We start from the raw sequence: 19,906 nt of genomic DNA, 5'->3' as shown, positions 1-19,906 counted from the left end.
CTTACACCTACGAAATTATGTTAGTAACCCACATTATTTTTCTAATGAAAATTTAGAGGAATGGTGTGGGTTTTTTTGTTGCTTAAATATGCGATTGAAGAATTTGTAGCCGACCGAGAATACCGAAATCTTTCTGTTTACACAATTAAAATGTATAAGACTGGTCTAATACTTTTTAAAGATTGGTGTGTTGGTAAATCAATAATCAATATAGAAGATGTTACTACTTCGGTACTCAAAGAATACTTACAGTATTGTAAGAAGGAATTAAAAAACAAACCAACTTCACTTAATGGGAAAACAAGAATATTTAAGGTTTTCTTTAACTTTTTAGTCGACGAAGAAATCATTGATGAAAAAAGAAATCCGGCAAAGAAGCTTAAATCTGTAAAGGAAGAGGTTAGGATTGAGGTTTTATCAGATGAACAAATCAAACAGATCCTAAACCACCTAAGACGATTCAATTACAGGGGAAATTCATTCGCAGCATACCGTAATCGTCAGCTCTTTGTTTTTCTTCTGTCTACAGGCTGCCGTAGAGGTGAGATTCCAAATTTGAAATGGTCAGATGTAGATTTTGAGAATCAAGTAATAAGTCTATACGGTAAAAAACGACAAGTGAGTAGCATCCCCTTCACAATAAAGTTAAAAAAAGAACTTGCAGAATACAGAGTCTTTTTGAGGGAGTTTATCGGTGAAGATCCAGTTTATGTTTTTCCTACAGGAGATAACAAACAAATAACTGAGGAAGCAATTACTTATTTCTTCAAAACCTTGAAAAAAGCAATGAGTTTCACTGGAGTTAGACTTAGTGCTCACACTTTGCGTCACACCTTTGCCTCTAGAGCTCTTAAAGGGGGTATGGACGTCTTTTCGTTATCAAAGCTACTTAGACACGAAAATATCCAAATGACTCAAAAATACGTAAATCTGTGGGGGACAGCACTAAAAGAACAAAATGATAAATATAATCCGTTAAATTCTATTGATGTCTAGAAGTAAAAAAAGAAAAAAGGAGTAAAGCTGCGGGAACAGTCTTTACTCCAATAAATGTATTTTGTCGAATACAGACAACTGAATACGAAGTACCAGTTAAACCCTATTTTAAACTTTTTTAAATCGTTTATCAAGTAGGCTTATTAAAGTATGTACTCATTCTGGTATTTCCTTGCTGGAGAGCCGACTAATAGCAAGTAAATCAAACCTTGAAAGCTTATGACTTAAGCGATGCAATAACTAAGTCTAGGAAAGCGAATATACAGCACCCTATTTCTGTATGCTTTCTGAATGGTGTTAACGACCATTAACGGTTAGGAGTGGAAGGATAGGAGTAGATATACTCGCGAGACAAGCCACATACCACTGCCAGGGCTATCTGAAGCAGTAGGCTTGCTAGGATGAAAAATCCTCGACAAATAGGGGCTGATATACGGATACTATAACCTGATATACAAAAGTGTCGCTTGTCTATTGTCATTGATTTTTTTTAGTCTTTGACAGTAGGCAACAACTGCACATAGCCGTTTTCCATACCCTCAACCAAAAGTAAAAGGTCAAGATCATCAAGTCAAGCTTAGTTTATAAAAAAAGTTACCTAAATTACGTCGTATATCCTATAATTGTATTATATTGAAACTATTGGAAGTAGGGGGATTAATGAGTATTAGATCAATGCTTGTAATTGGATTTTCAGTTGTATTGGCAATCTTTTGTTACAGTAAGTTTGTAGAAGTAGAGTCATCTAAAGTAAGTAGTGAGGAAACGTGCGAAGATCCAGAAATAAAAGGAAATCAAACTACTTATAATGGTGAGCTTATCTATCATGTACCAGGTGGAAGGTATTATGATGTTACAGATGCTGAAGAGTGGTTTTGTACAGAAGAGGAAGCAGAAGAAGCTGGTTATAGAGCAAGTGAGTATTAAAAAGGGGAGTGTTTTTATGGCTGTTTATACACCCGTAAAAGAAATTAAGATCCAAGCCAATCATGGGAAAAAGAATACTTACTATATTGTAGGATACTCTTATATGGATTGGGACGGTAAAGGAAAGGATATTAGACCTGCTATATACATTATGATGGAATATAATGGTGTTAGAAATTACCATTTAGTTGCTAATATTACAACGGATAAGAATCAAGATGGTAAAAGTGATTTTGATAACGTTATGGCTGCTGTTGATGAACTAAGAAAAGAATTTAATATATAGGAATCATTAGAGAAAGGTATGTGTCTGTCAGTGTCGGAAATAAGAAGAAGTATTACTGGTTATGAGGAACAATATGATATCACAAGTACAGGAAGAATAATTATTAAACGCACTAATAGAGCTCGTCACAGTAAAGGTAACGAATATGGGTATAAGTATGTTCATCTGATAAAAAATGGAGAAAGAAAGCTCTACAATACTTTTGAACTTTGGCATAGGGAATTTGGTAAATATTACAATGAGAGTCAATATAAAGGTCTAAAATAATTTGTAAGTTTAGTCGTACAGACTATTAACTAGGTAATAAATTATTTTAAAAACTGGAATAAAGCTAATATATTAATAAAAAGTTGTTGAAGGTGGACTATGGATATCTACAAAAATATTCAACATATGCTGTATGCACATACGAGACAGATGGAACAATTAATGAAAGCGACAAATCCTTATGAAAATAATAATTTGAAATTTCTTAAAGAAATCCCTAAATTAGAAATTCCCACTATCGAGATACCTAAAATCGAAATACCCGAAATTAAATTGCCGAAGTTTAATTTACCAGAAATTAATTATGACCGTATTAAAATAATCACAAACAGTAATTCCCGTTACGGATGGACACTAACAGGTGAGATGTACATGAAATTATATCTTAATGAAGAGTTATTAAAAATGAAACCAAAAGATGTAGACCAATATTTCTTAGATTATTATAATTACAATGACCAAGAACACTATAAAAAAGTAAAAGATACTTTAATAAAAAAAGTTGAAAGAAAATGGCGAATGCTACTAGAAGAGTGCTTCCAACTTTATGAAAATAATCAATATAAAACAACAATTCCTACTTTAATCACAGTAATTGAGGGACAGGTAAGTTTTTATTCAAAGAGTGGGATGGTCGGAGGAAGACTTGTTGAAGACTTTAAAAAGACAGTTCTTACAGACGAAGAAAAATTTACTGCTATAGCTGGTTTTTCTCTATATAAATACTTCAAAAACAGCCTGTTTAAAACTAGAGACTTCGATCAACATAGACTACCAGTAATTAATCGGAATTGGATATTACACGGAAGAGACGATCCTTCTAAATGGACAAAAATTGATTTTATTAGATTGATCAATGTTATTGCTACCATGCTGTTTATTTTTAATTAAAACTACTTTAAAACCACTCAGATTAATGAGTGGTTTTTTATTTGCTTAAAAAGTTTTCGACATCTATCGACAATATGCAATAAAAATGAATAAATATTAATAAAAAGGTCATTAGAACTAAATTATATATACCTTTACCCTATATAAATACTGTATTTATAGTATTAAAGTTCTTCTCTATAATCGTATACTTATTCGAAAAGTCGTTATATATTAAGAATAGATAGAAAAGGAAGGAGTTGGGAGTAATGGAACAGATGGAATATAAGCAAATTATTCAAAAGTGTGTATAAAAGTAGTAGGTAAATGGAAAAGAAATACAGTTTAAATCCCTAATTTTATCTAGAGTTGAAAGGTAGGTGAAACGTAATTGCAACGTGAAGAATTGATAAAGCTACTGCAATTTGATGAGGATACAGGTTATGAAAGCAAGATTTACATACCGAACGAGATTTTTGATGACCTTAAAAACAATAATGACATCAAATCTCCAGCACATAAGGCCTTTTCTTATTGTTATATCTATCTTGCAACATGGCTTTATAGATATGCGAAACATAATGGAATAATAGAAGCCACAAGCAGTACAAAAGAAGGAACAATAAGTATGAAAGAGATTTTAGGATACAACCAGATGACTAAAGGATTAGATTATCTAATTAAGAAGAATGGTGTCCTAGAGGAAATGGGATATTTATCTACAGTTAAGGATTATCCAATAAGCGCAATGTTTGAAGATGGTTACCTAGAGTTTTCAATGCTTAGTGATCTTGATGTAGAAATGCAGAAATACGTAAAGAATCGGAGTAGCCGTAAATATACGATTAAATTCCCAGTGAAGGCTTTCTACAGATTTGATGACAATGATGAAGATGGAACGTTTTATTTTATTGATAATACGACCTTAATTCCATTTGAGGTGTTCCTATTCTGTATGAGTAATGAAAAATTAGGCTGCGAAGCATTTTATTTGTACTCTTACCTTCAATACAAGAATCAGATATTTGAAGGTGGATATGATGTATCAATCGAGAACTTAGCTTTAGAAACAGGATTGAATATAAGGACATTGAAGAATTATCTTCACTTACTGAAAGGGTATAAGATGATCCAATGTATGCACAATCAGGATTTCTTTGCATTAGGGTTAATTAAGGAAAAACGAAAAGCTAACACTTACATAACTAATGACTCTGAATTGTTTTTTGACGAACTTACCACATATAAAAAAATTAAAGTAATGCCACGGAAAGAATACTTGTTAAAGCTGAAGTTTGAAAAGGAAGAGGAAATTAAGAAATGGGAAGCGACTGAAGCAGTTAACATACCCATAGAACAACTACCATTTTAATACATAATCGAATAAGTTATAAATTTGCCCTACATTATAATACAGATACATTTATCTGTGAGTAATGTTAAACGAATAAGTTACAAATTTACCCTACATATAATATAAATTAATTTACCTTTTACTTTTATATAAAATTATTAATCATTATCAATATTCTATATAGGGCAAAAATATAACATTTTCAAAAACACAACCCTGAATGGGTGTTCAAGATATAAGGAGGAATATAAATTGATAAAAGAATTGGATATGGTTCATTTAAATTTACGTATCATTACTAAATATGAGGAACTGGATAAGAAAAAACGTTTTATGATAAATAAATCTCACGGTGGTTCAGAGAACTACAATTATGTTTATCAGTATATAAGGGAAGAAATATTAACTATTTATAATAATCCACAGTATGTTGCAAATGTATTGGTTGAATATTTGTATGGTATCAAGAATGCTAAAAATAAGACAACGCTATGGAACAGCTTTGGAGATGTCCTAGTTGCTAATCTTAAAAAAAACCTAGGTGATAGCATACTTTGTCCAGATTGTAATGTCCGATTTGAAGTGACGAAACAAAGGCAGGCTAAATGTTTATCTTGTCAAGAGAATACAAAGAAAGAAAAGGCAAAAGCGAGAAAAGTAAAGTTTAAGAATAAGAAGATGACAAAGTAAACTCAGCGTTCCATTCTTAGTGAGAAACGCAATGATAACAAGGCTTTTCGGTTTTCTATTTCTTACTTGGATACTCTTTAAAGGAAGAAAAAACTTAAAAAAATGCACTTTTTGATCAATATTTGCCGAAAGGAAACCCTGAAACCCTTGATACTATTGAGTAAAAGTATCTGCAATAGGAAAGAGTAAAATTCAAAATATGCAAAATGACAAAAAACGAGCAAATTTTTCCGATGGAAATTTTCAAACTCTTAGAGCCACAAGGGATTCAGTGTCTAAAAAGGTTCGACAATAGGGGAGAGAAATATAAAAATATCAAAAATTGAATCAAAAAGGTAAATAAAATGTGGCTCAAACCCTTGATAGCACTAGGTTTTATCTTTCGACAATAGGAAGGGTAAATTAAAAAGTATCAAGATACGCAAACTTTGATTAAAATTTTCCGATGAACAGCCTTCAAACCCTTGATACGACTAGTTTTGCGTTATCGGTAATAGGAAGGGTAATTTAACGCTACTACACCACCATTTAGGTAGGTGTCTTTTTTTTTGCTAGAAAATCTCAAAAGGAGGTATGGAACAAAAGTTAACCAGCCGGTTAGATTTGCATTAAGCAGCCATGATTATTTGGATGTTTAATAGAAGTTTAACAGAGAAATTCGAGTGGTGAGATGCGCTCTTTATCCTGTGATGTAGCAGGAGATTAATTTCAGACGGTGATCAATGAAGAGGATTCTGTGTTTTTACAGAGTCCTTTTTCTGTTGGTTTATGACCTTACAAATTAATCTTAAGGAGAATGAATATAAATGAATGATGTATTAGATTATAAGTTAGTGCAGGAATATACTAGAGTACCAGGTTATAGTGATTATTGGGTGGATTTAGATCAAGGTATTATTTATAGTATTAGACGAGGATATTTGAAGAAATTAAAGTCAAACTTAAATGATTCTGGTTATTACATGAATACATTGTACGATGAAAATGGATCGAAAACATTTACCACTCATGCAATCGTCATGGCAGCAAAGCAACAAATGTTGATTAACTCATGGTTATCAATTGGACTCACTGTACATCATCGCAATGAAAATCCTGAGGATAATAGTGCAGATAATCTAGAATTAAGAACTAGAACAGCGCAAGCACTGGATTATAAGGATAGGCTTTCTGAACAAAGGTTGGGTAAACCTAGATGTAAAGTTACTGAAAATGATATTGTTGATATTCTATTAGACTTCTCAGATTTTGACGGTACAATTTCTAAATATGCTTCAGTCGTTGCTGATAAGTATGATATGACAAGGATTAATGCTTATTTAATTTTAAAACGTAAAACTTGGAAGCATGTTGATGTTAATAACCAGCAACTGAATTAATTAAACAATACATACCCTAGACAATAACTTTTGCGTAATTTACGTAAGTAAGACTAAATTCTAAAAATGTGCTATGCTGTCTCTTCATCTAAGATTTAACAGTGAGGAGACAGTGAAGTAGATGTTACGCAATATTCCAACAGACGGTAAGATTATTTATAAAAAATCATGTAATTTAGAGAAAAAGAATAATTTAGATCAAGCAATTACTAAGCTTATTTTAGAAGTACACAACAACACTAAGGATACCGAGTTATTGGGTAAAGGTAAATAAATTATGAATAACAACAAGACCGATCAGAACGAAATTAAGAAGAAGCGTAGATCGATTGTACGTACAGACAGAGTTAAGGACTTCTCTTCTATAGAGAGGCTATTGAACAATGAGGAGTTCATGAACAGGTTGCTTAATGGGATTAATGAAGCATATTTAGGTGATAAGAAATAACAAATTTTTACATAAAACAAAGGACATCTGTCATATCCTGTAAAATATATAATGTATTCGGCAGGAAGGGAGGTGTTAAGAATGAAAGAGACATTAAAAGTAAATATCTTGTTTTATGACTTAGATAAGAAAGTTGAAATGGATTTAAATGAAGCTCAAATTAAAGCAATAAATCCCGAATTTAGTATCAAATATTTAATTGAAGAAGCACATAATCTTAATGGTACATTATTGAAATTTAATGATGGTATGAAACGAATTGTAAATACTGATATTAACTATGAGGATAAAGATAATCCTATAAGAACAATCATTTTTAAATTCCAGAACGAAGAAAAGGCAATATATTAATAACCTTTTTGTATGAACAAGCATCCCGTTAATCTGGGTGCTTTTTTAAATTTTCCAATTTTCCCACCGATATATTTAAGTGGGGGTGTATGAAATTAACATTTTTAGTGAAATTATACTGGGTCAAAATTATAAGGAATTTTATTCTTTCGCGAAAAAATTTAGAGAAGAAAAAGATATTGAAAAACAAATGGATAGGCTCATTATGCTTAAGGAACTGGAAGATGATGTATTGTTATTGGCAATCGCTAAAACCGAAGCTATAGAATCACATTATGATCATTCTAAATATCTTGCTGCATATGTTGCTTTAATGGCTACATACTTATTAGCGTTTTCTAGAGTTGTTCATCCTATGATAGCGTTCCTTTTAACTGCTGGAATCTTAGCAGGTATTTTATATGGATCAGTTTTAGAAAAGAAAAAAAGAGTAGAAGCTGTTTTTTTAAAGAGTTTACTTACCCAAATAAAAAATGAAAGAAATAAAAAATGACACAAGGAAATTAATTATTCCCTACAAGCTGACGATTGCTCATATTAGCTAGCTGGTCTTTAGAGGGTTTTGAGAAGGGTTATAAACAAAGGTTAGCTCCTGTTCAGAAAGAGTTATTTATGATTGGATTTATAACAGGTGTAATTTACAAACGTTTAACTGAAGAAGAAGCAAATGAAATAATGGATATAGTTATGGAAAGATTAGAATTTTATACAAAATAACTTAAATTTCTGCAGGAATCTCCAATATTCGTATGGAAATTATATACAAACGAAATTGGAGGGATATAAATGAAAATAAGCTATGAATACTTTGTAGAAGATCTTGCTGGAGAAGAAGATGTTTCAATAATATATTTCATAAATAAGTTTGTTGAAAAAGAAAATATCAAGCTGTTTTATCCTAAAAATTTGTTTACGGATAAGAAACTAAAAGCTCATCTTTTTCTGGATAACCAAATATTTATTTTTGAGAATAATCAAGATTTAAAAATACGAGTTTTTAATTATGATCAAGTGAAAAACTTTGAACTGATTACAGAAGGAAGATATAAGCCTCTAAATTTAAATGTTTTTCTTTCTACTGGAGAAACACTTGAATTTAATAGTGTGAATGACACTAATCAACATTGGGGAAGATCATTTTCGGAAGAAGTTGAAGACATCTTTAAGCTTCTTATTCAGAAAACATCAGCATCTGAAACTATTGTAAAACAATGATTAAGCTAAATGTGAAGCTATATACTGAATTGAAAAATGAAGCAAATCAACAAGGTGTGTTTCATGTGGAGTTTCATAATAACACTTTAAAAATAAGTAATGAGATTGATAAGCTACGTAGTAAGGGTTTTATTAAGATAGAGAAAAACAAGTTTAATGCAACTGGTAATGGGGTTGTTTTAGAGGTAAAAGGTAAAATTCTGAAGGATATATTCACAGTAGTATAACATCTTCCTGTTTCATTTATTATTTGATGAGAGGGGAGGTGTGGAGAATGGAAGAACGTCAAGTTACTATTGGTTTGTCTAACGGGCAAACATTTTCTTATTTTATCAAAGAAGACGATAGAAGCAAAATTGGAAATGATATTCTTAACCTGAACAATGGTGAATGGTATACCTTTGTCGATAGTAATTGGGTCGAATATCGAATCAAAAAAGAAGAAATCGTTTCAATTGGAGTTAGTATGACAGTTGATGAAGCTAATTTGCACGATAATGAATTAAATTCATCAAATTACTAATAAGTAGCAGCACCTCATTTCTTGGGAGGTGCTTTTAATATTGCAATTTATTCCACCTTTTGACAATATAATGTCGAGGGGTGGATATGGATGAAAACAATTTTTGAAGTATTAGGGTATATTGCAAGTGTATCTGTTTTATCTGGTGTTCTTTTGTTTTCTATAAGAGCTCTTATCAAAAGTAAGATTAATAGCTATTTCAGTACTGCTCTTGAGAATCATAAACATGATTTGTCTTTAATTGCTGAACATACTAGATTTGATTATCAAAGAAAAATACATGACTTTGGTTTATATTCCAGCAAAAGACATGAATACTATCCTGAATTATACGGTTTGATCTTAAGGATGCATAGGAATATTAGAAGTTTCTACTTTCATTCTACAGTTCCAACAGGTTTGTTATTAAGTAAGAACGTATTCACAGATTATCTTTCAAAATTTAAGATATCTGCTGAACGGATAGATTTAATTTTGCATCTTTGGGAAAAGGGTCCTGACTCATTAGAAGAAATAAAGAAACAGATTAAGGATGCAAAGTTATTAGAAATATTTGAAGAGGTCAATATTGCAAACGATTATTGCTTTAATTATGATTTGTTTTTTTCTGAGAGAGTATCAAATTTACTTGAAGAAATATTTTTGAATGTATACAGGCTAATGGAAATAATAAAAAAAGAACAAGATGACTACACTGAAGAAGATGGACAGTATATACATAGTAATTATGAAAAGTTAATTGAATTGAAAAACGTGATTAAAGATGAACTTTCAAAAGGACATTATGATAATAAGTTGTAGATTAAAGTATCAAGAAATTTGAGTGATTTTATATTGAATCTCAGTTACCTCATACCGATATTTATTATGAGGTGAGATGATGGAAGAGCCAGTACAAATTTTAAATCTTGAGACTTTACTACCTGCTGCACCAATATTTATTTTATTAATTATATTTGTTGTGATTTCTTTAGTTGTAGTCATTATGACAAGGAAACTACCTAAGCAAGTGACATTGTTAATATTGGGTGTTAGTTGGACAATAGGATTAATGTGGTGGATGAATACGCTATAAAGTGGAACTTTCAATTCTAAAGGAAAACATCACCTTTTGTAGAAATAAAAAGCAAAAGGGGTGGAGATTTTGAAAAAAGTACTTATCATAGTTGGCATACTTATTATGATGGCTATTACAAATCCTGATAAAACGGAGTTTGTAATTTTTGCAGAAGGTCTAGCTCTTAACAAAAGTGAAGGTTTTATTGAAGAAGTTGCTGCTTATTTATTTGCAGAGAAAACCGCAGAAATAGTTACAGAATCACAGAATTATGTAATCTTTTCAATCTATACTTTACCAGGTGTAGATGGTAAGGATATTAATTTTATTGGTCTATTTGATAACTTCTTTCCAATTGGCTCAGTTAATATAAATTTAGATACTGTTGTGGGATTCTGTGGGACTATTTTGCTTATGTTAATCCTTCTTAGAGTGGTTAGGAAAATGATTTCTAAAGATGAAATTGATGAAGAGAAGAATGAAATACAATCTTAATAAATATTTAGCTGTCCTTTGTGGCGGCTTTTTATTATGAATTGGAGTTGATTAAGTGTTTATTATTACTATTATCACTTTAATTGCATTTTCTCTTGTTTGCAGCTTGTGTATTGATTTACATGAAGAGAATAAGCGTTTAAGAAAGTGGCAGCAATCTAGGGTTGAGCATGATCAGAGGTTAAGTGAAGAAGTATTTGATAGTATTCGTGAGAGCTGTGAAGAGATTCAAAAGAATTTAGAAGGACAATTTAAGTATTTTGAAGAAAGAATTGTGCACTTAGATGATGAGATCATAGTTGATACTGTAACACTTTTGGAAAGATAAATGATGAAACCTCTAACCGATAATATTCGTAGGTAGATAAAATGGATAATGGGGGTTATTGGTATGTTTAAAAAGAAATGTAAACAGTGTAAGGTTGTATTGGAAAAAGGTCAAAAGGAATTCTGTAGTGATGAACATAAGGAACAATGGAGGACTGATAATCTTAGACCGTTTCAGAAGGCTGTTTTGGATAATGTAGAAAAATATGGTGAGAAGCCTAAGAAGTGATTATGACACCTGTAATGGGTGTTTTTTTAATGTCTAATTCACGTTGAATTGTTGGGGGTGAAATAGTGAAAGAATTACCACAAAATAAACAACATGCAGCATTTTTAATTGCAAGTGGAATGATGGAAAAGCAAGATATAGCAATGGAAGTAGGAATTAATCGGGGAACCTTGTGGTTATGGGAAAAGTCACCTGAAATGATTGCGGAAGTCGACAGGCTTAAACGTGAAATGAAAACTCAGGGACAGAATTTTTTAATGGGCAAAGTTAATAGAACTGTCAATGAGATATATAATTTGGCAATGAACGGAGAGTCGGAGAAAGTCAGGTTGGACGCATTAAAATATATTGCAGATCAGTCATTAGGTAAAGCGGTTAGTAAAATGGAAATCGCTCTAGATTCTCCTACTGGTAACAACTTTAACGACAATGATATTAAGCAGGTATTTGATACGATTGAAGTAGAGGAATAATTGGATAAAATGTTTCTTTTAACGAATGTAGGTTTTTACTAATTAACTTACATTCATTTTGCTGATTTTATTGACTTTTACCTATTTTACCAATAAAATGAAATTAGTTATAATAAACGTACATTCAATACGTTGATTTCATTGAGGTGAAAGGGGTAAGTAAAATGAATCAGATTAAAAACGTACAACCAATTAGAAGTAAAGAATTAGTTGAAGACATGAAATGGAGCTTACAAAAATACTGTGGTCAACGTGATTATATTCTTTTCCTCATTGGAATCAATACAGGATTGCGTGTAGGTGATTTACTAAAGTTGAAAGTATCTGATCTAAAAAGAAAGAAGAAGTTAGTTATTCAAGAAGGAAAGACTGATAAGATAAGAACTATCCAACTATCCAACATCTATGATGAAGTACAAAACTACATTGATACTGTTAATTCCGTTTGGTTGTTTCCTAGTCGTAAAGGTGATAAGCCTATCACTTCAACACAAGCATACAGACAGTTAAATAAGGCTGCTGAGATGGTGGATATTACTGAAGGTATCGGCACACATACAATGCGTAAAACATTTGGATACTGGTTCTATAAACAAACCAAAGATGTAGCAAAGTTGCAGTATATATTAAATCATACGAAGCCAGAAGTAACATTTAGATACATTGGTATTACTGAAGAAGAAATAGAAGAGGATCTAAATAATTTTGTACTCTAAAGACTATCTATTATGATGGTCTTTTTTATTTGTGGTAGGGTAGGTTCTAATCCTAGCAGGGTCAGAGCCAATCACAATTATAGAGAGAATTTTTTATAAAATTTTTATACCTTTCAAGGTTAGGAGTGTAACTCATATCAACTGAATTAATTCATACTAAAGAAAATCTCCGGCTCCTGGCAAACTATCTATCTAGGATGTTCGGTAAAGAAAAAGCATTGCAACTCATTGAACACAATCAACATAAATCGCAGCAAGATAAACACGATTACTTATTTGGATCTAACTCACTTGCATCTGAATTAGGACGTAAGGATTTATCCTTCTTTTGTACTTACTATCTACAGGATACATTCATTCCTAAACCAAATAACCTTGCACGTAAACTCTCACCAACTCATCTTGAATGTTGGAAGTTATTATCTGAATGTGTAATTAAAGATACAGTAGATAAGATGATTCTCTGTCTCCCAAGAGGGTTTGCCAAGACAACCATTTCTACATTCGCAACTTCAGTTCACCAGGTATGTTACGGTGCTTTTTTTCAAGTCATTATAGGTAAGACTGAAGCAGATGCTCAAGAGTTTATCTTTGATGTTAGAAAACAATTTGAAGAGAATCCATTTATTCAACATTCATTTGGTAAATTGATTGATTCTAAGCGATTCACTGTAAATAAAAACGAGATACACTTTACTAATAATGTAAAAATACTCGCCTTATCATCTACTTCTTCTATTCGTGGTAAAAAGCACATGGGAAAACGTCCAACGCATGTATATTTGGATGACACTCAAGGTTTAACAGATGTTCTTACAGATGAAGCTAAGAAAAAGAAGATGGAAGTATATCGTAAAGACATCTTGTTTGCTGGTGATGAACCTGTATATCGTGATGGTAAGAAGATTAAAGCAGGAACTAAGTTTATTATCAGTGGCACTGTGTTGGCTTCTGATTGCTTTATTTCTTCTTTACTCAAAGATCCACAATACAAATCAATTATTGGTAGAGCTGTCTTAGTTGATGATATTGATGAAATGTTTTCTAATGAATATTGGAAAAGGTTCAAAGAAATATATTATGACAATAAGAATACTTATGCTGAAGCGGATTCTAAGATTTATTACGATGAAAACGAGGGAAAGATGAAGTTTCCTGTACTATGGGAAGATAAATGGCATCCTTTAGAAATGGCAATTAAATATTTTAGTGATCCAGTTTCATTCAAACAGGAAATGATGAATGATGCTACTTTGTTAACAGGTAGCAAGTGTTTCTTTAACATCAAAAAGATGAAGCGTAAGGAAGTGGAAGAATTAGAGTTTGAAAAAACGATGATTACAGTTGATTGTGCTGTTGAAATCGGTGATAGAAATGACTATTCAGCAGTATGTTTAGGTTCTAAGACTAACACTGGTCATAGGTATGTCAGAAAAGGACTTATCTATAAGAAAGAATTTGATGATTCTATTACTGAGGTTTTAAGTTTACTGAGGGATTATGAAGATGTTACTCATGTTCTAATTGAAAAGAACACTTTCCAGGGTAGATTTGAAGCAGAATTAAAGAAATTGATTGAAGTCGATCCAAAACTAAGGAAACGTAACATTGATGTATCTGAAAAAAGACAATATAGCAACAAGGAAAATCGAATACGTTCAATCGCTGGTAAAGTCAACAATGGCTTTATCATTTTTTGTGAAGAAGATGAAGAATTTACATCACAAATTCTTGATTATCAAGGGTCTAAGATTGGACATGATGATGCGATTGACTCTGTAGAAATGTTTGATGCAAATATTGATGATATTAATGTATTTCAACCAATTAAACTTTTCAGCAGATCAGCTTTAGGCTTATAAGGAAGGGGTGAATTAATGGAAACTACACAAGATTTATTAAACAAGTGTTTTGAAGCATTTAGATTACAGCAAAAAGAGAAAGAAAAGTATCAACGTTATTATGATGGTAAACACGACATCTTATCTAATTACACTTTCTCTAAAAATCGAGCTAATACTAAGATTGTAGTGAACTGGTTTAAGAAGTTTCTACATGATGAACTAGCTTATTCTCTGAGTAATCCCGTTAATTACATAGATAAACAAGGTAATAAGGAACACATAGACCGTATTGATACCGATTTTTCAACGTGGGAAAAAGTACACAACCAAAAATTGATGCTAAAAACTAACACATTCGGTTATGCTTATGAATTACGTTATTTAAAGGGAAATGAGTTTAAATCTTCAGTTCTTACTCCATTGAATTGCTATGTGCTGGAAGGTAACGATGCTGATAGTACAATTCAACTTGCAATGCATCATTATGTAGAGAACCAGTTTTCAAAGAAAGAATTTGTTGATGTTTACTTACCGAATAAGGTTGTTTGGCATTTTGAAGTTGATGGTAAAGAACTTAAGAAACTTGGCGATAGTCAGCATGCATTCCTAACGGTTCCAGTTAAAGTTGTAGAAGCAAACACTGAGCGAAAAAGTATGTTAGATGATATTAAAGATCTCATCGACAGTTACAATTTAACCATTTCTAATATGGTTAATGAACTTTCAGATTTCCGTACTGCATTCCTTAAAGTAATAGGTACAAAATTTGAAAAAGATGAAGATATTGCTGCAATGAATGAAAAAGGAGTAATTCAACTTCAACAAGGTGCAGAAATAGACTATTTAATTAAGAATCTTCCAGATGCATTTGCAAATAGCACGTTGAAAGAAATTAAAGAAAATCTATACAAACAAGCATCTCATATTGATACAAACGAGAAGATGCAGAGCAATACAAGTGGATCAGCCTTGGCTGGAAGATTAATCACTCTATCTAACAAATGTACAATGATCCACACGATGCTTGAACAATGTATTAAATCCAGATTGAAGGATTATTTCTACATACTAAAGATTAAAGAGAATATTGATTACGATTATCGTTTAATAAAGCAGAAATTCACACTAAATACACCTACCGACTTGTTACATTTAGCTGATATTGCATCAAAACTAAAGGATATTTTTCCTTTAGAAACTCTCTACTCACTATTCCCGTTCGTTGAGAATCCTTCTTTAGAGTACCAAAAGTATTTGAAGGAAAGAGAATCAATGATGGATCAAGAAGTTGATTTAGATGCAGTTGAATAAGTATTTACAACTCTTACGTACATTAATTGAACAGTTAGTAACTGAAAACATTAATGAACTATTAAAACTCTTTAAATCGTCCTTTGGAATAGTACAAAAAGATATTAACTCTATGTTATTATCGTACATTGTGGATGGTAAATTATCAGTTTCTAAGAAGCAGCGTTATAAGTTACTCAAGAAACTTGATAAAACACTTCTTAAACAAGTAAAAGAGTTAGGTAAGAAGGATATCGAAGTAACAACTAAGATATTAAATGAAACTGCTTCTGAATCTTATTATCGTACAGCTTTTATTATGGAATCAGGTCAGGATAAACCGATTGATGTTAAACCACTAAAGTCAAACGAAATGAAAGCAATCGTCAATACTCCTGTTAAGGAAGAAATGTTTTCTGATCGTATTTGGAAGAACAAAAAGAAGTTAGTCAAACAAGTTAGATATAGTGTAGAACAAGCATTAATAAATGGTACCGATCCTAAGAAACTTGCTAAAGAAGTAAAGCGGATATTTGGAGTATCAACTTACGAGTCTGAAAGATTGATATTTAATGAGGTCGCAAGGGTTCATAAGCAAGCTCAGGATCAAGTGTATGAGCAAATGAAGGTTAAAAAGGTAATGTTTGACGCAACACTTGATAAGAAAACAAGTAAATACTGTCGTGAGCATGACGGTAGGATATATGAGTTTGGAAAGCATCCGAATATTCCAGAAGATTCTCATGTTGGTTGTAGGTCTGATATTATTCCTGTTGTGGATGGTTGGAAACCTACTGTGCAAAAGGAAAATATCAAGAATGAAGACAGAGTTAAGCCTTTAATAAATTATTCCAATTATGAAGAATGGTTGAAACATAAAAGATTTTAAGTAAGCACCTATTTTGAGGTGTATTTATTTTGCAAAAATACTTGCACTTTTAGGGCTATGCGTTAAAAGGGCACAAGGAGAAATGAAAAGATGAATTTAGAAGAAATTAAGAAGTTTTTAGATGAGAACAAAGGGCAAGAAGAAGTGAGTGCATATCTTCAGGGTTTTAAGCAATTTGGCGTTGATGAGGTGCAAAAGTTTGTAATTGAAAACGATGATGCCCGTAAATGGATTGATTCTGAAAAGGATAAGCATTTTTCAAAAGGTTTAGATACTTGGAAAACTAACAATCTTGAGAAGATTATTTCTGTAGAGATTAAGAAACGTAATCCAGATAAAACTCCAGAACAAATTGAGCTTGATAAATTAAGAGCTGATCTTGAGAAAATGCAAAATGAAAAAGTAAGAGAGTCACTTAAAAATAAAGCTCTAACAGTTGCTGGTGATAAGAAAATTCCTACATCATTGATTGATTTCTTTATTGGTCAGGATGAAGAAAGGACGCTTGCAAATTTAGGGCAATTTGAAACTGCTATGAATGATTATGTTAAAGCTCAAGTTGAAGACAGATTAAAAGGCTCTTACACTCCTCCAGGAGGCGGCAATCCAAGTGTTATTACTATGGATCAATTAAAGAACATGTCTACTGAAGAAATTGCAAAACTAGATCCAAAATTATTAGACGATGTGTTAAAAGGATAAGTATTTGTCTTTCAGGCTAGACGTAAAAGAAGCACTATAAATATAAAAAATGAAAAGGTATAGGTGATTTAATATGGCAGTAACATCTTTTATTCCACAAGTTTGGGAAGCAAAACTATTAACAAAATACAACAAAGGAGCAATTGCAGAACTTATTACTACTCTTCCTACTAAAATTGCAGGTAATACAATTACTTTCAACAAAGCTACTGACGTAACAATTAAGGACTATGCTGGTTCTGTTGCATGGGATACTGTTAACACAACTTCTGTTGATATCCTTATGAATCAAAAGAAATATTTCTCAATTCAAGTTGACGATGTCGATGCAGTTCAAGCTGCTGGCGAATTAATGCAACCACATGTAAACGGTGCAGCAATTAGCCTACAAGAAACAACTGATAGCTATGTTCTTGGTTTGTTCACTGGTGCTCACGCTGACAATGTTATCGGAAACGATACTACTCCAATCGCATTGACTAAAGCAAATGTTTATGACTCTATCGTTGATCTTGGTACTAAATTGAACAAGAAGAAAGTTCCGAAAGCTGACCGTTTCTGTGTTATTGATTCTGATGTTCTAGGACTTCTTTCTAAAGATGACCGTTTCACTCGTTCACCAGTTGTTCTTGAAAATGGTGTTGTTGAAGGTCAAAAGATCAATGGGCTGCAGATTGTTGTATCTGAAGAGTTGTCTCAAGCTGCTGGTAAGAAGAAGATCATGGCACTACACAAAGAAGCAATCGGTTTCGGCAAGCAAATCGATCAAGTAGAAGCTATGCGTCTTGAAAATGCTTTTGCTGACGGTGTTCGTGGTCTTACTGTTTACGGTTCTTCTGTACTTCGTCCTGAGGCACTTGCAGTACTTACAGCAACAGTAGCTTAAATACATACTTGGAGAAGGGTTAATTCCCTTCTCTTTTTTAATGAGGTGATTTGATGTTTATTAAAAATAAAGAAACAGGTCTTATTTGGGAAGTTACTCATGTAGATCATATTAAACGTTGTAAAGCGGATTCTAATTATGAAGAAGTCGCTGAACCGAAAAAATCTATTAAGGAAACTGTGAAGGATGAAAAACCTGAACAATCCAAAAAGAAACCTGTTAAGAAATAGGTGATGAAATGGATACACAAGAAGTCAAAGATATTTTAGGCATCACTAATTCCAAACATGATTTTTACATTCAAACTTCTATCCCTTTGTTCATTGAATTCATTCAAGAGTACAGTAACAATACTTTCACTGATGAAAATGGAAATGTTGTATTAAAAGGTGGGGCAAAAATTGCACTTGCTAAAATGATTGAATACAACATGAATAAATCAGGTCAATCTTCTCGTTCTTTTGGTGAAGTCTCATATTCTTATGATACTGATTTCCCTCAGTCTATACTCAAGTTACTACAGCCTTATTTGAGGATCAAAGTATGAATGAGTACCCTCACACAATTATATTCCAACAAAAAACAAAAATTCCTGATGGCTCAGGTGGCTTCACAGAAGATTGGGCTACATTTAAAGTAGTCGAAGCTTTAGTACAGCCTTTGAGTGGAAGTAAGTATTTTCTTGCACAACAAATACAATCCAAGATTAATTACAAAATATTCATGGATTTTGACAGTGAAATTAATTTTAAATTTAGGATTAACTATAACGGTAAAATTCTTAAAATTGATGCTCCGATTGATCAAGGTGGTTTAGAAGAAGTGTTATGTCTGTTGTGTGTTAGCGAGGTAAGTCAATGAAGATTGATTTTGAGTTAAAAGGACTTGAGGCATTAATTAATAATATCAAAGATTATGAGATAAACAAAAAGACAGATGTAAGTAATATTGTTAAAGATACTGCTCTAAAAATTCAAGCCAATGCTAAACAAAGAACACCAGTAAAGTCAGGTACTTTGAAAAGAAGTATTGGGATTGATCTTGCACCAGATGAAATGAGTGCAGAAATAGGAACAAATGAAGAATATGCTCCTCATGTTGAATTTGGAACAGCACCAAGAACAATTTCAACCAAGGACTCTAGTACTCTAAGTGACGGGAAACAAATATATGGAAAAGAAGTTAAACATCCAGGAACTAAAGCACAACCATTTCTATTTCCTGCTTATGAACAAGAAATCCCTGAATATAAGAGTAAATTAGCTGAAGCATTGAGGGATGTAAAATGAAAACCGCAATACTAAGCTTACAAACTGCCATTTATAATAGACTGTCTAATGATATACAATTAGCAGCAAAAATAACTGGTGTTTATGATGCGGTAGATGAAAATACTGTCTTTCCATACGTTACGCTTGGAAATGGGGATACAGTCAACAATTGGTCAACAGGTACATGGTATGGAGAAGAGTTAACACATACAATACATGTTTGGTCACGTTATAAAGGTAAAAAAGAAGCAATAGAAATTATGAATTTGATAATAAACGCTCTTACTCAACCACTATCATTGGATGGTGGTTTTTTAGTGGAGTTTACACAATTAGAGTTTATGGAAGTGCTTAGTGATCCTGATGATATTACTAGGCATGGTGTAATGCGGTACAGATTTAAAATTAGAAACCTATAGGG

30 protein-coding genes are annotated in these 19,906 nt (G+C 32.1%); all 30 read left to right on the top strand.

The window, feature by feature from the left end; all coding sequences use genetic code 11:
* Positions 1-75: 75 nt before the first annotated feature.
* The 30 genes from ABE65_RS10465 to ABE65_RS10330 all read left to right on the top strand — a co-directional run bounded on the left by ABE65_RS10465 (position 76) and on the right by ABE65_RS10330 (position 19,904).
* Positions 76-996, top strand: coding sequence for a tyrosine-type recombinase/integrase (locus ABE65_RS10465; protein WP_066394482.1), 921 nt, complete (start codon positions 76-78; stop codon positions 994-996).
* Positions 997-1,656: 660 nt separating this feature from the next.
* Positions 1,657-1,923, top strand: a complete 267-nt coding sequence (locus ABE65_RS10460; RefSeq protein WP_066394481.1) for a sunset domain-containing protein — start codon at positions 1,657-1,659, stop codon at positions 1,921-1,923.
* A 16-nt stretch (positions 1,924-1,939) separates the two neighbouring features.
* Positions 1,940-2,209, top strand: coding sequence for a hypothetical protein (locus tag ABE65_RS10455; protein ID WP_066394479.1), 270 nt, complete (start codon positions 1,940-1,942; stop codon positions 2,207-2,209).
* Positions 2,210-2,227: 18 nt separating this feature from the next.
* The gene (locus tag ABE65_RS22420) at positions 2,228-2,476 is read left to right on the top strand and encodes an NUMOD4 domain-containing protein (protein WP_066394477.1); all 249 of its coding nucleotides are present in this window, start codon (positions 2,228-2,230) and stop codon (positions 2,474-2,476) included.
* A 99-nt stretch (positions 2,477-2,575) separates the two neighbouring features.
* Positions 2,576-3,367 (top strand): hypothetical protein, encoded by a 792-nt coding sequence (locus ABE65_RS10445; protein ID WP_066394476.1) that lies wholly within the window; start codon positions 2,576-2,578, stop codon positions 3,365-3,367.
* A gap of 370 nt (positions 3,368-3,737) precedes the next feature.
* Entirely contained in the window at positions 3,738-4,718 is a 981-nt protein-coding gene (locus tag ABE65_RS10440) for a hypothetical protein (protein ID WP_066394475.1), read from the top strand.
* Positions 4,719-4,952: 234 nt separating this feature from the next.
* Positions 4,953-5,390 (top strand): hypothetical protein, encoded by a 438-nt coding sequence (locus ABE65_RS10435; RefSeq protein ID WP_066394474.1) that lies wholly within the window; start codon positions 4,953-4,955, stop codon positions 5,388-5,390.
* 806 nt (positions 5,391-6,196) lie between these two features.
* Positions 6,197-6,769, top strand: coding sequence for an HNH endonuclease family protein (locus tag ABE65_RS10430; protein WP_066394473.1), 573 nt, complete (start codon positions 6,197-6,199; stop codon positions 6,767-6,769).
* Between the two features lie 121 nt (positions 6,770-6,890).
* Complete coding sequence (locus tag ABE65_RS21865) at positions 6,891-7,043, top strand: hypothetical protein (protein ID WP_156499157.1); 153 nt, start codon at positions 6,891-6,893, stop codon at positions 7,041-7,043.
* A 3-nt stretch (positions 7,044-7,046) separates the two neighbouring features.
* Complete coding sequence (locus tag ABE65_RS21860; RefSeq protein ID WP_156499156.1) at positions 7,047-7,217, top strand: hypothetical protein; 171 nt, start codon at positions 7,047-7,049, stop codon at positions 7,215-7,217.
* A gap of 81 nt (positions 7,218-7,298) precedes the next feature.
* Positions 7,299-7,568 carry a hypothetical protein gene (locus tag ABE65_RS10425; RefSeq protein WP_066394472.1) on the top strand — a complete coding sequence of 90 codons (270 nt, stop codon included), beginning with the start codon at positions 7,299-7,301 and terminating at the stop codon, positions 7,566-7,568.
* An 85-nt stretch (positions 7,569-7,653) separates the two neighbouring features.
* Positions 7,654-8,061 carry a hypothetical protein gene (locus ABE65_RS10420; RefSeq protein ID WP_066394471.1) on the top strand — a complete coding sequence of 136 codons (408 nt, stop codon included), beginning with the start codon at positions 7,654-7,656 and terminating at the stop codon, positions 8,059-8,061.
* A gap of 293 nt (positions 8,062-8,354) precedes the next feature.
* Complete coding sequence (locus ABE65_RS10410) at positions 8,355-8,783, top strand: DUF3908 family protein (protein WP_066394467.1); 429 nt, start codon at positions 8,355-8,357, stop codon at positions 8,781-8,783.
* A 274-nt stretch (positions 8,784-9,057) separates the two neighbouring features.
* The gene (locus tag ABE65_RS10405) at positions 9,058-9,306 is read left to right on the top strand and encodes a hypothetical protein (RefSeq protein ID WP_066394465.1); all 249 of its coding nucleotides are present in this window, start codon (positions 9,058-9,060) and stop codon (positions 9,304-9,306) included.
* Between the two features lie 90 nt (positions 9,307-9,396).
* Positions 9,397-10,107 carry a hypothetical protein gene (locus ABE65_RS10400; protein WP_066394464.1) on the top strand — a complete coding sequence of 237 codons (711 nt, stop codon included), beginning with the start codon at positions 9,397-9,399 and terminating at the stop codon, positions 10,105-10,107.
* 76 nt (positions 10,108-10,183) lie between these two features.
* Positions 10,184-10,381: a hypothetical protein gene (locus ABE65_RS10395; RefSeq protein ID WP_156499155.1), complete on the top strand. Its 198-nt coding sequence runs from the start codon at positions 10,184-10,186 to the stop codon at positions 10,379-10,381.
* Between the two features lie 69 nt (positions 10,382-10,450).
* On the top strand, positions 10,451-10,858 hold the full coding sequence (locus ABE65_RS10390) for a hypothetical protein (protein ID WP_066394461.1): 408 nt from the start codon (positions 10,451-10,453) through the stop codon (positions 10,856-10,858).
* Positions 10,859-10,913: 55 nt separating this feature from the next.
* Complete coding sequence (locus ABE65_RS10385; RefSeq protein ID WP_066394459.1) at positions 10,914-11,186, top strand: hypothetical protein; 273 nt, start codon at positions 10,914-10,916, stop codon at positions 11,184-11,186.
* A 293-nt stretch (positions 11,187-11,479) separates the two neighbouring features.
* Positions 11,480-11,887, top strand: a complete 408-nt coding sequence (locus tag ABE65_RS10380) for a phBC6A51 family helix-turn-helix protein (RefSeq protein WP_066394457.1) — start codon at positions 11,480-11,482, stop codon at positions 11,885-11,887.
* A 164-nt stretch (positions 11,888-12,051) separates the two neighbouring features.
* Positions 12,052-12,603, top strand: coding sequence for a tyrosine-type recombinase/integrase (locus ABE65_RS10375; RefSeq protein ID WP_066394454.1), 552 nt, complete (start codon positions 12,052-12,054; stop codon positions 12,601-12,603).
* A 197-nt stretch (positions 12,604-12,800) separates the two neighbouring features.
* Entirely contained in the window at positions 12,801-14,465 is a 1,665-nt protein-coding gene (locus ABE65_RS10370) for a hypothetical protein (protein ID WP_082861381.1), read from the top strand.
* A 15-nt stretch (positions 14,466-14,480) separates the two neighbouring features.
* On the top strand, positions 14,481-15,758 hold the full coding sequence (locus tag ABE65_RS10365; protein ID WP_066394452.1) for a phage portal protein: 1,278 nt from the start codon (positions 14,481-14,483) through the stop codon (positions 15,756-15,758).
* Entirely contained in the window at positions 15,745-16,626 is an 882-nt protein-coding gene (locus ABE65_RS10360; protein WP_066394450.1) for a minor capsid protein, read from the top strand. Before ABE65_RS10365 ends, ABE65_RS10360 begins: the two co-directional genes overlap by 14 nt.
* A gap of 90 nt (positions 16,627-16,716) precedes the next feature.
* On the top strand, positions 16,717-17,328 hold the full coding sequence (locus ABE65_RS10355; protein WP_066394448.1) for a DUF4355 domain-containing protein: 612 nt from the start codon (positions 16,717-16,719) through the stop codon (positions 17,326-17,328).
* 73 nt (positions 17,329-17,401) lie between these two features.
* Positions 17,402-18,214 carry a phage major capsid protein gene (locus ABE65_RS10350; RefSeq protein ID WP_066394446.1) on the top strand — a complete coding sequence of 271 codons (813 nt, stop codon included), beginning with the start codon at positions 17,402-17,404 and terminating at the stop codon, positions 18,212-18,214.
* Positions 18,215-18,267: 53 nt separating this feature from the next.
* On the top strand, positions 18,268-18,444 hold the full coding sequence (locus ABE65_RS21855) for a hypothetical protein (protein ID WP_231887880.1): 177 nt from the start codon (positions 18,268-18,270) through the stop codon (positions 18,442-18,444).
* Positions 18,445-18,452: 8 nt separating this feature from the next.
* Positions 18,453-18,761, top strand: a complete 309-nt coding sequence (locus ABE65_RS10345) for a phage head-tail connector protein (protein WP_066394443.1) — start codon at positions 18,453-18,455, stop codon at positions 18,759-18,761.
* The gene (locus ABE65_RS10340; protein WP_066394441.1) at positions 18,758-19,075 is read left to right on the top strand and encodes a phage head closure protein; all 318 of its coding nucleotides are present in this window, start codon (positions 18,758-18,760) and stop codon (positions 19,073-19,075) included. The genes ABE65_RS10345 and ABE65_RS10340 overlap by 4 nt, the downstream gene beginning before the upstream one ends.
* A complete protein-coding gene (locus ABE65_RS10335; protein WP_066394439.1) occupies positions 19,072-19,503 on the top strand; it encodes an HK97-gp10 family putative phage morphogenesis protein in 432 nt (143 codons plus the stop codon). The genes ABE65_RS10340 and ABE65_RS10335 overlap by 4 nt, the downstream gene beginning before the upstream one ends.
* The gene (locus ABE65_RS10330) at positions 19,500-19,904 is read left to right on the top strand and encodes a DUF3168 domain-containing protein (protein WP_066394437.1); all 405 of its coding nucleotides are present in this window, start codon (positions 19,500-19,502) and stop codon (positions 19,902-19,904) included. Before ABE65_RS10335 ends, ABE65_RS10330 begins: the two co-directional genes overlap by 4 nt.
* Positions 19,905-19,906 lie beyond the last annotated feature (2 nt).

The organism is Fictibacillus phosphorivorans, from assembly GCF_001629705.1.
In the GTDB taxonomy this organism is placed as follows: domain Bacteria; phylum Bacillota; class Bacilli; order Bacillales; family Fictibacillaceae; genus Fictibacillus; species Fictibacillus phosphorivorans_A.
Note: the sequence above shows the minus strand (reverse complement) of the source record. Positions and strands in the feature narration are given on the sequence as shown.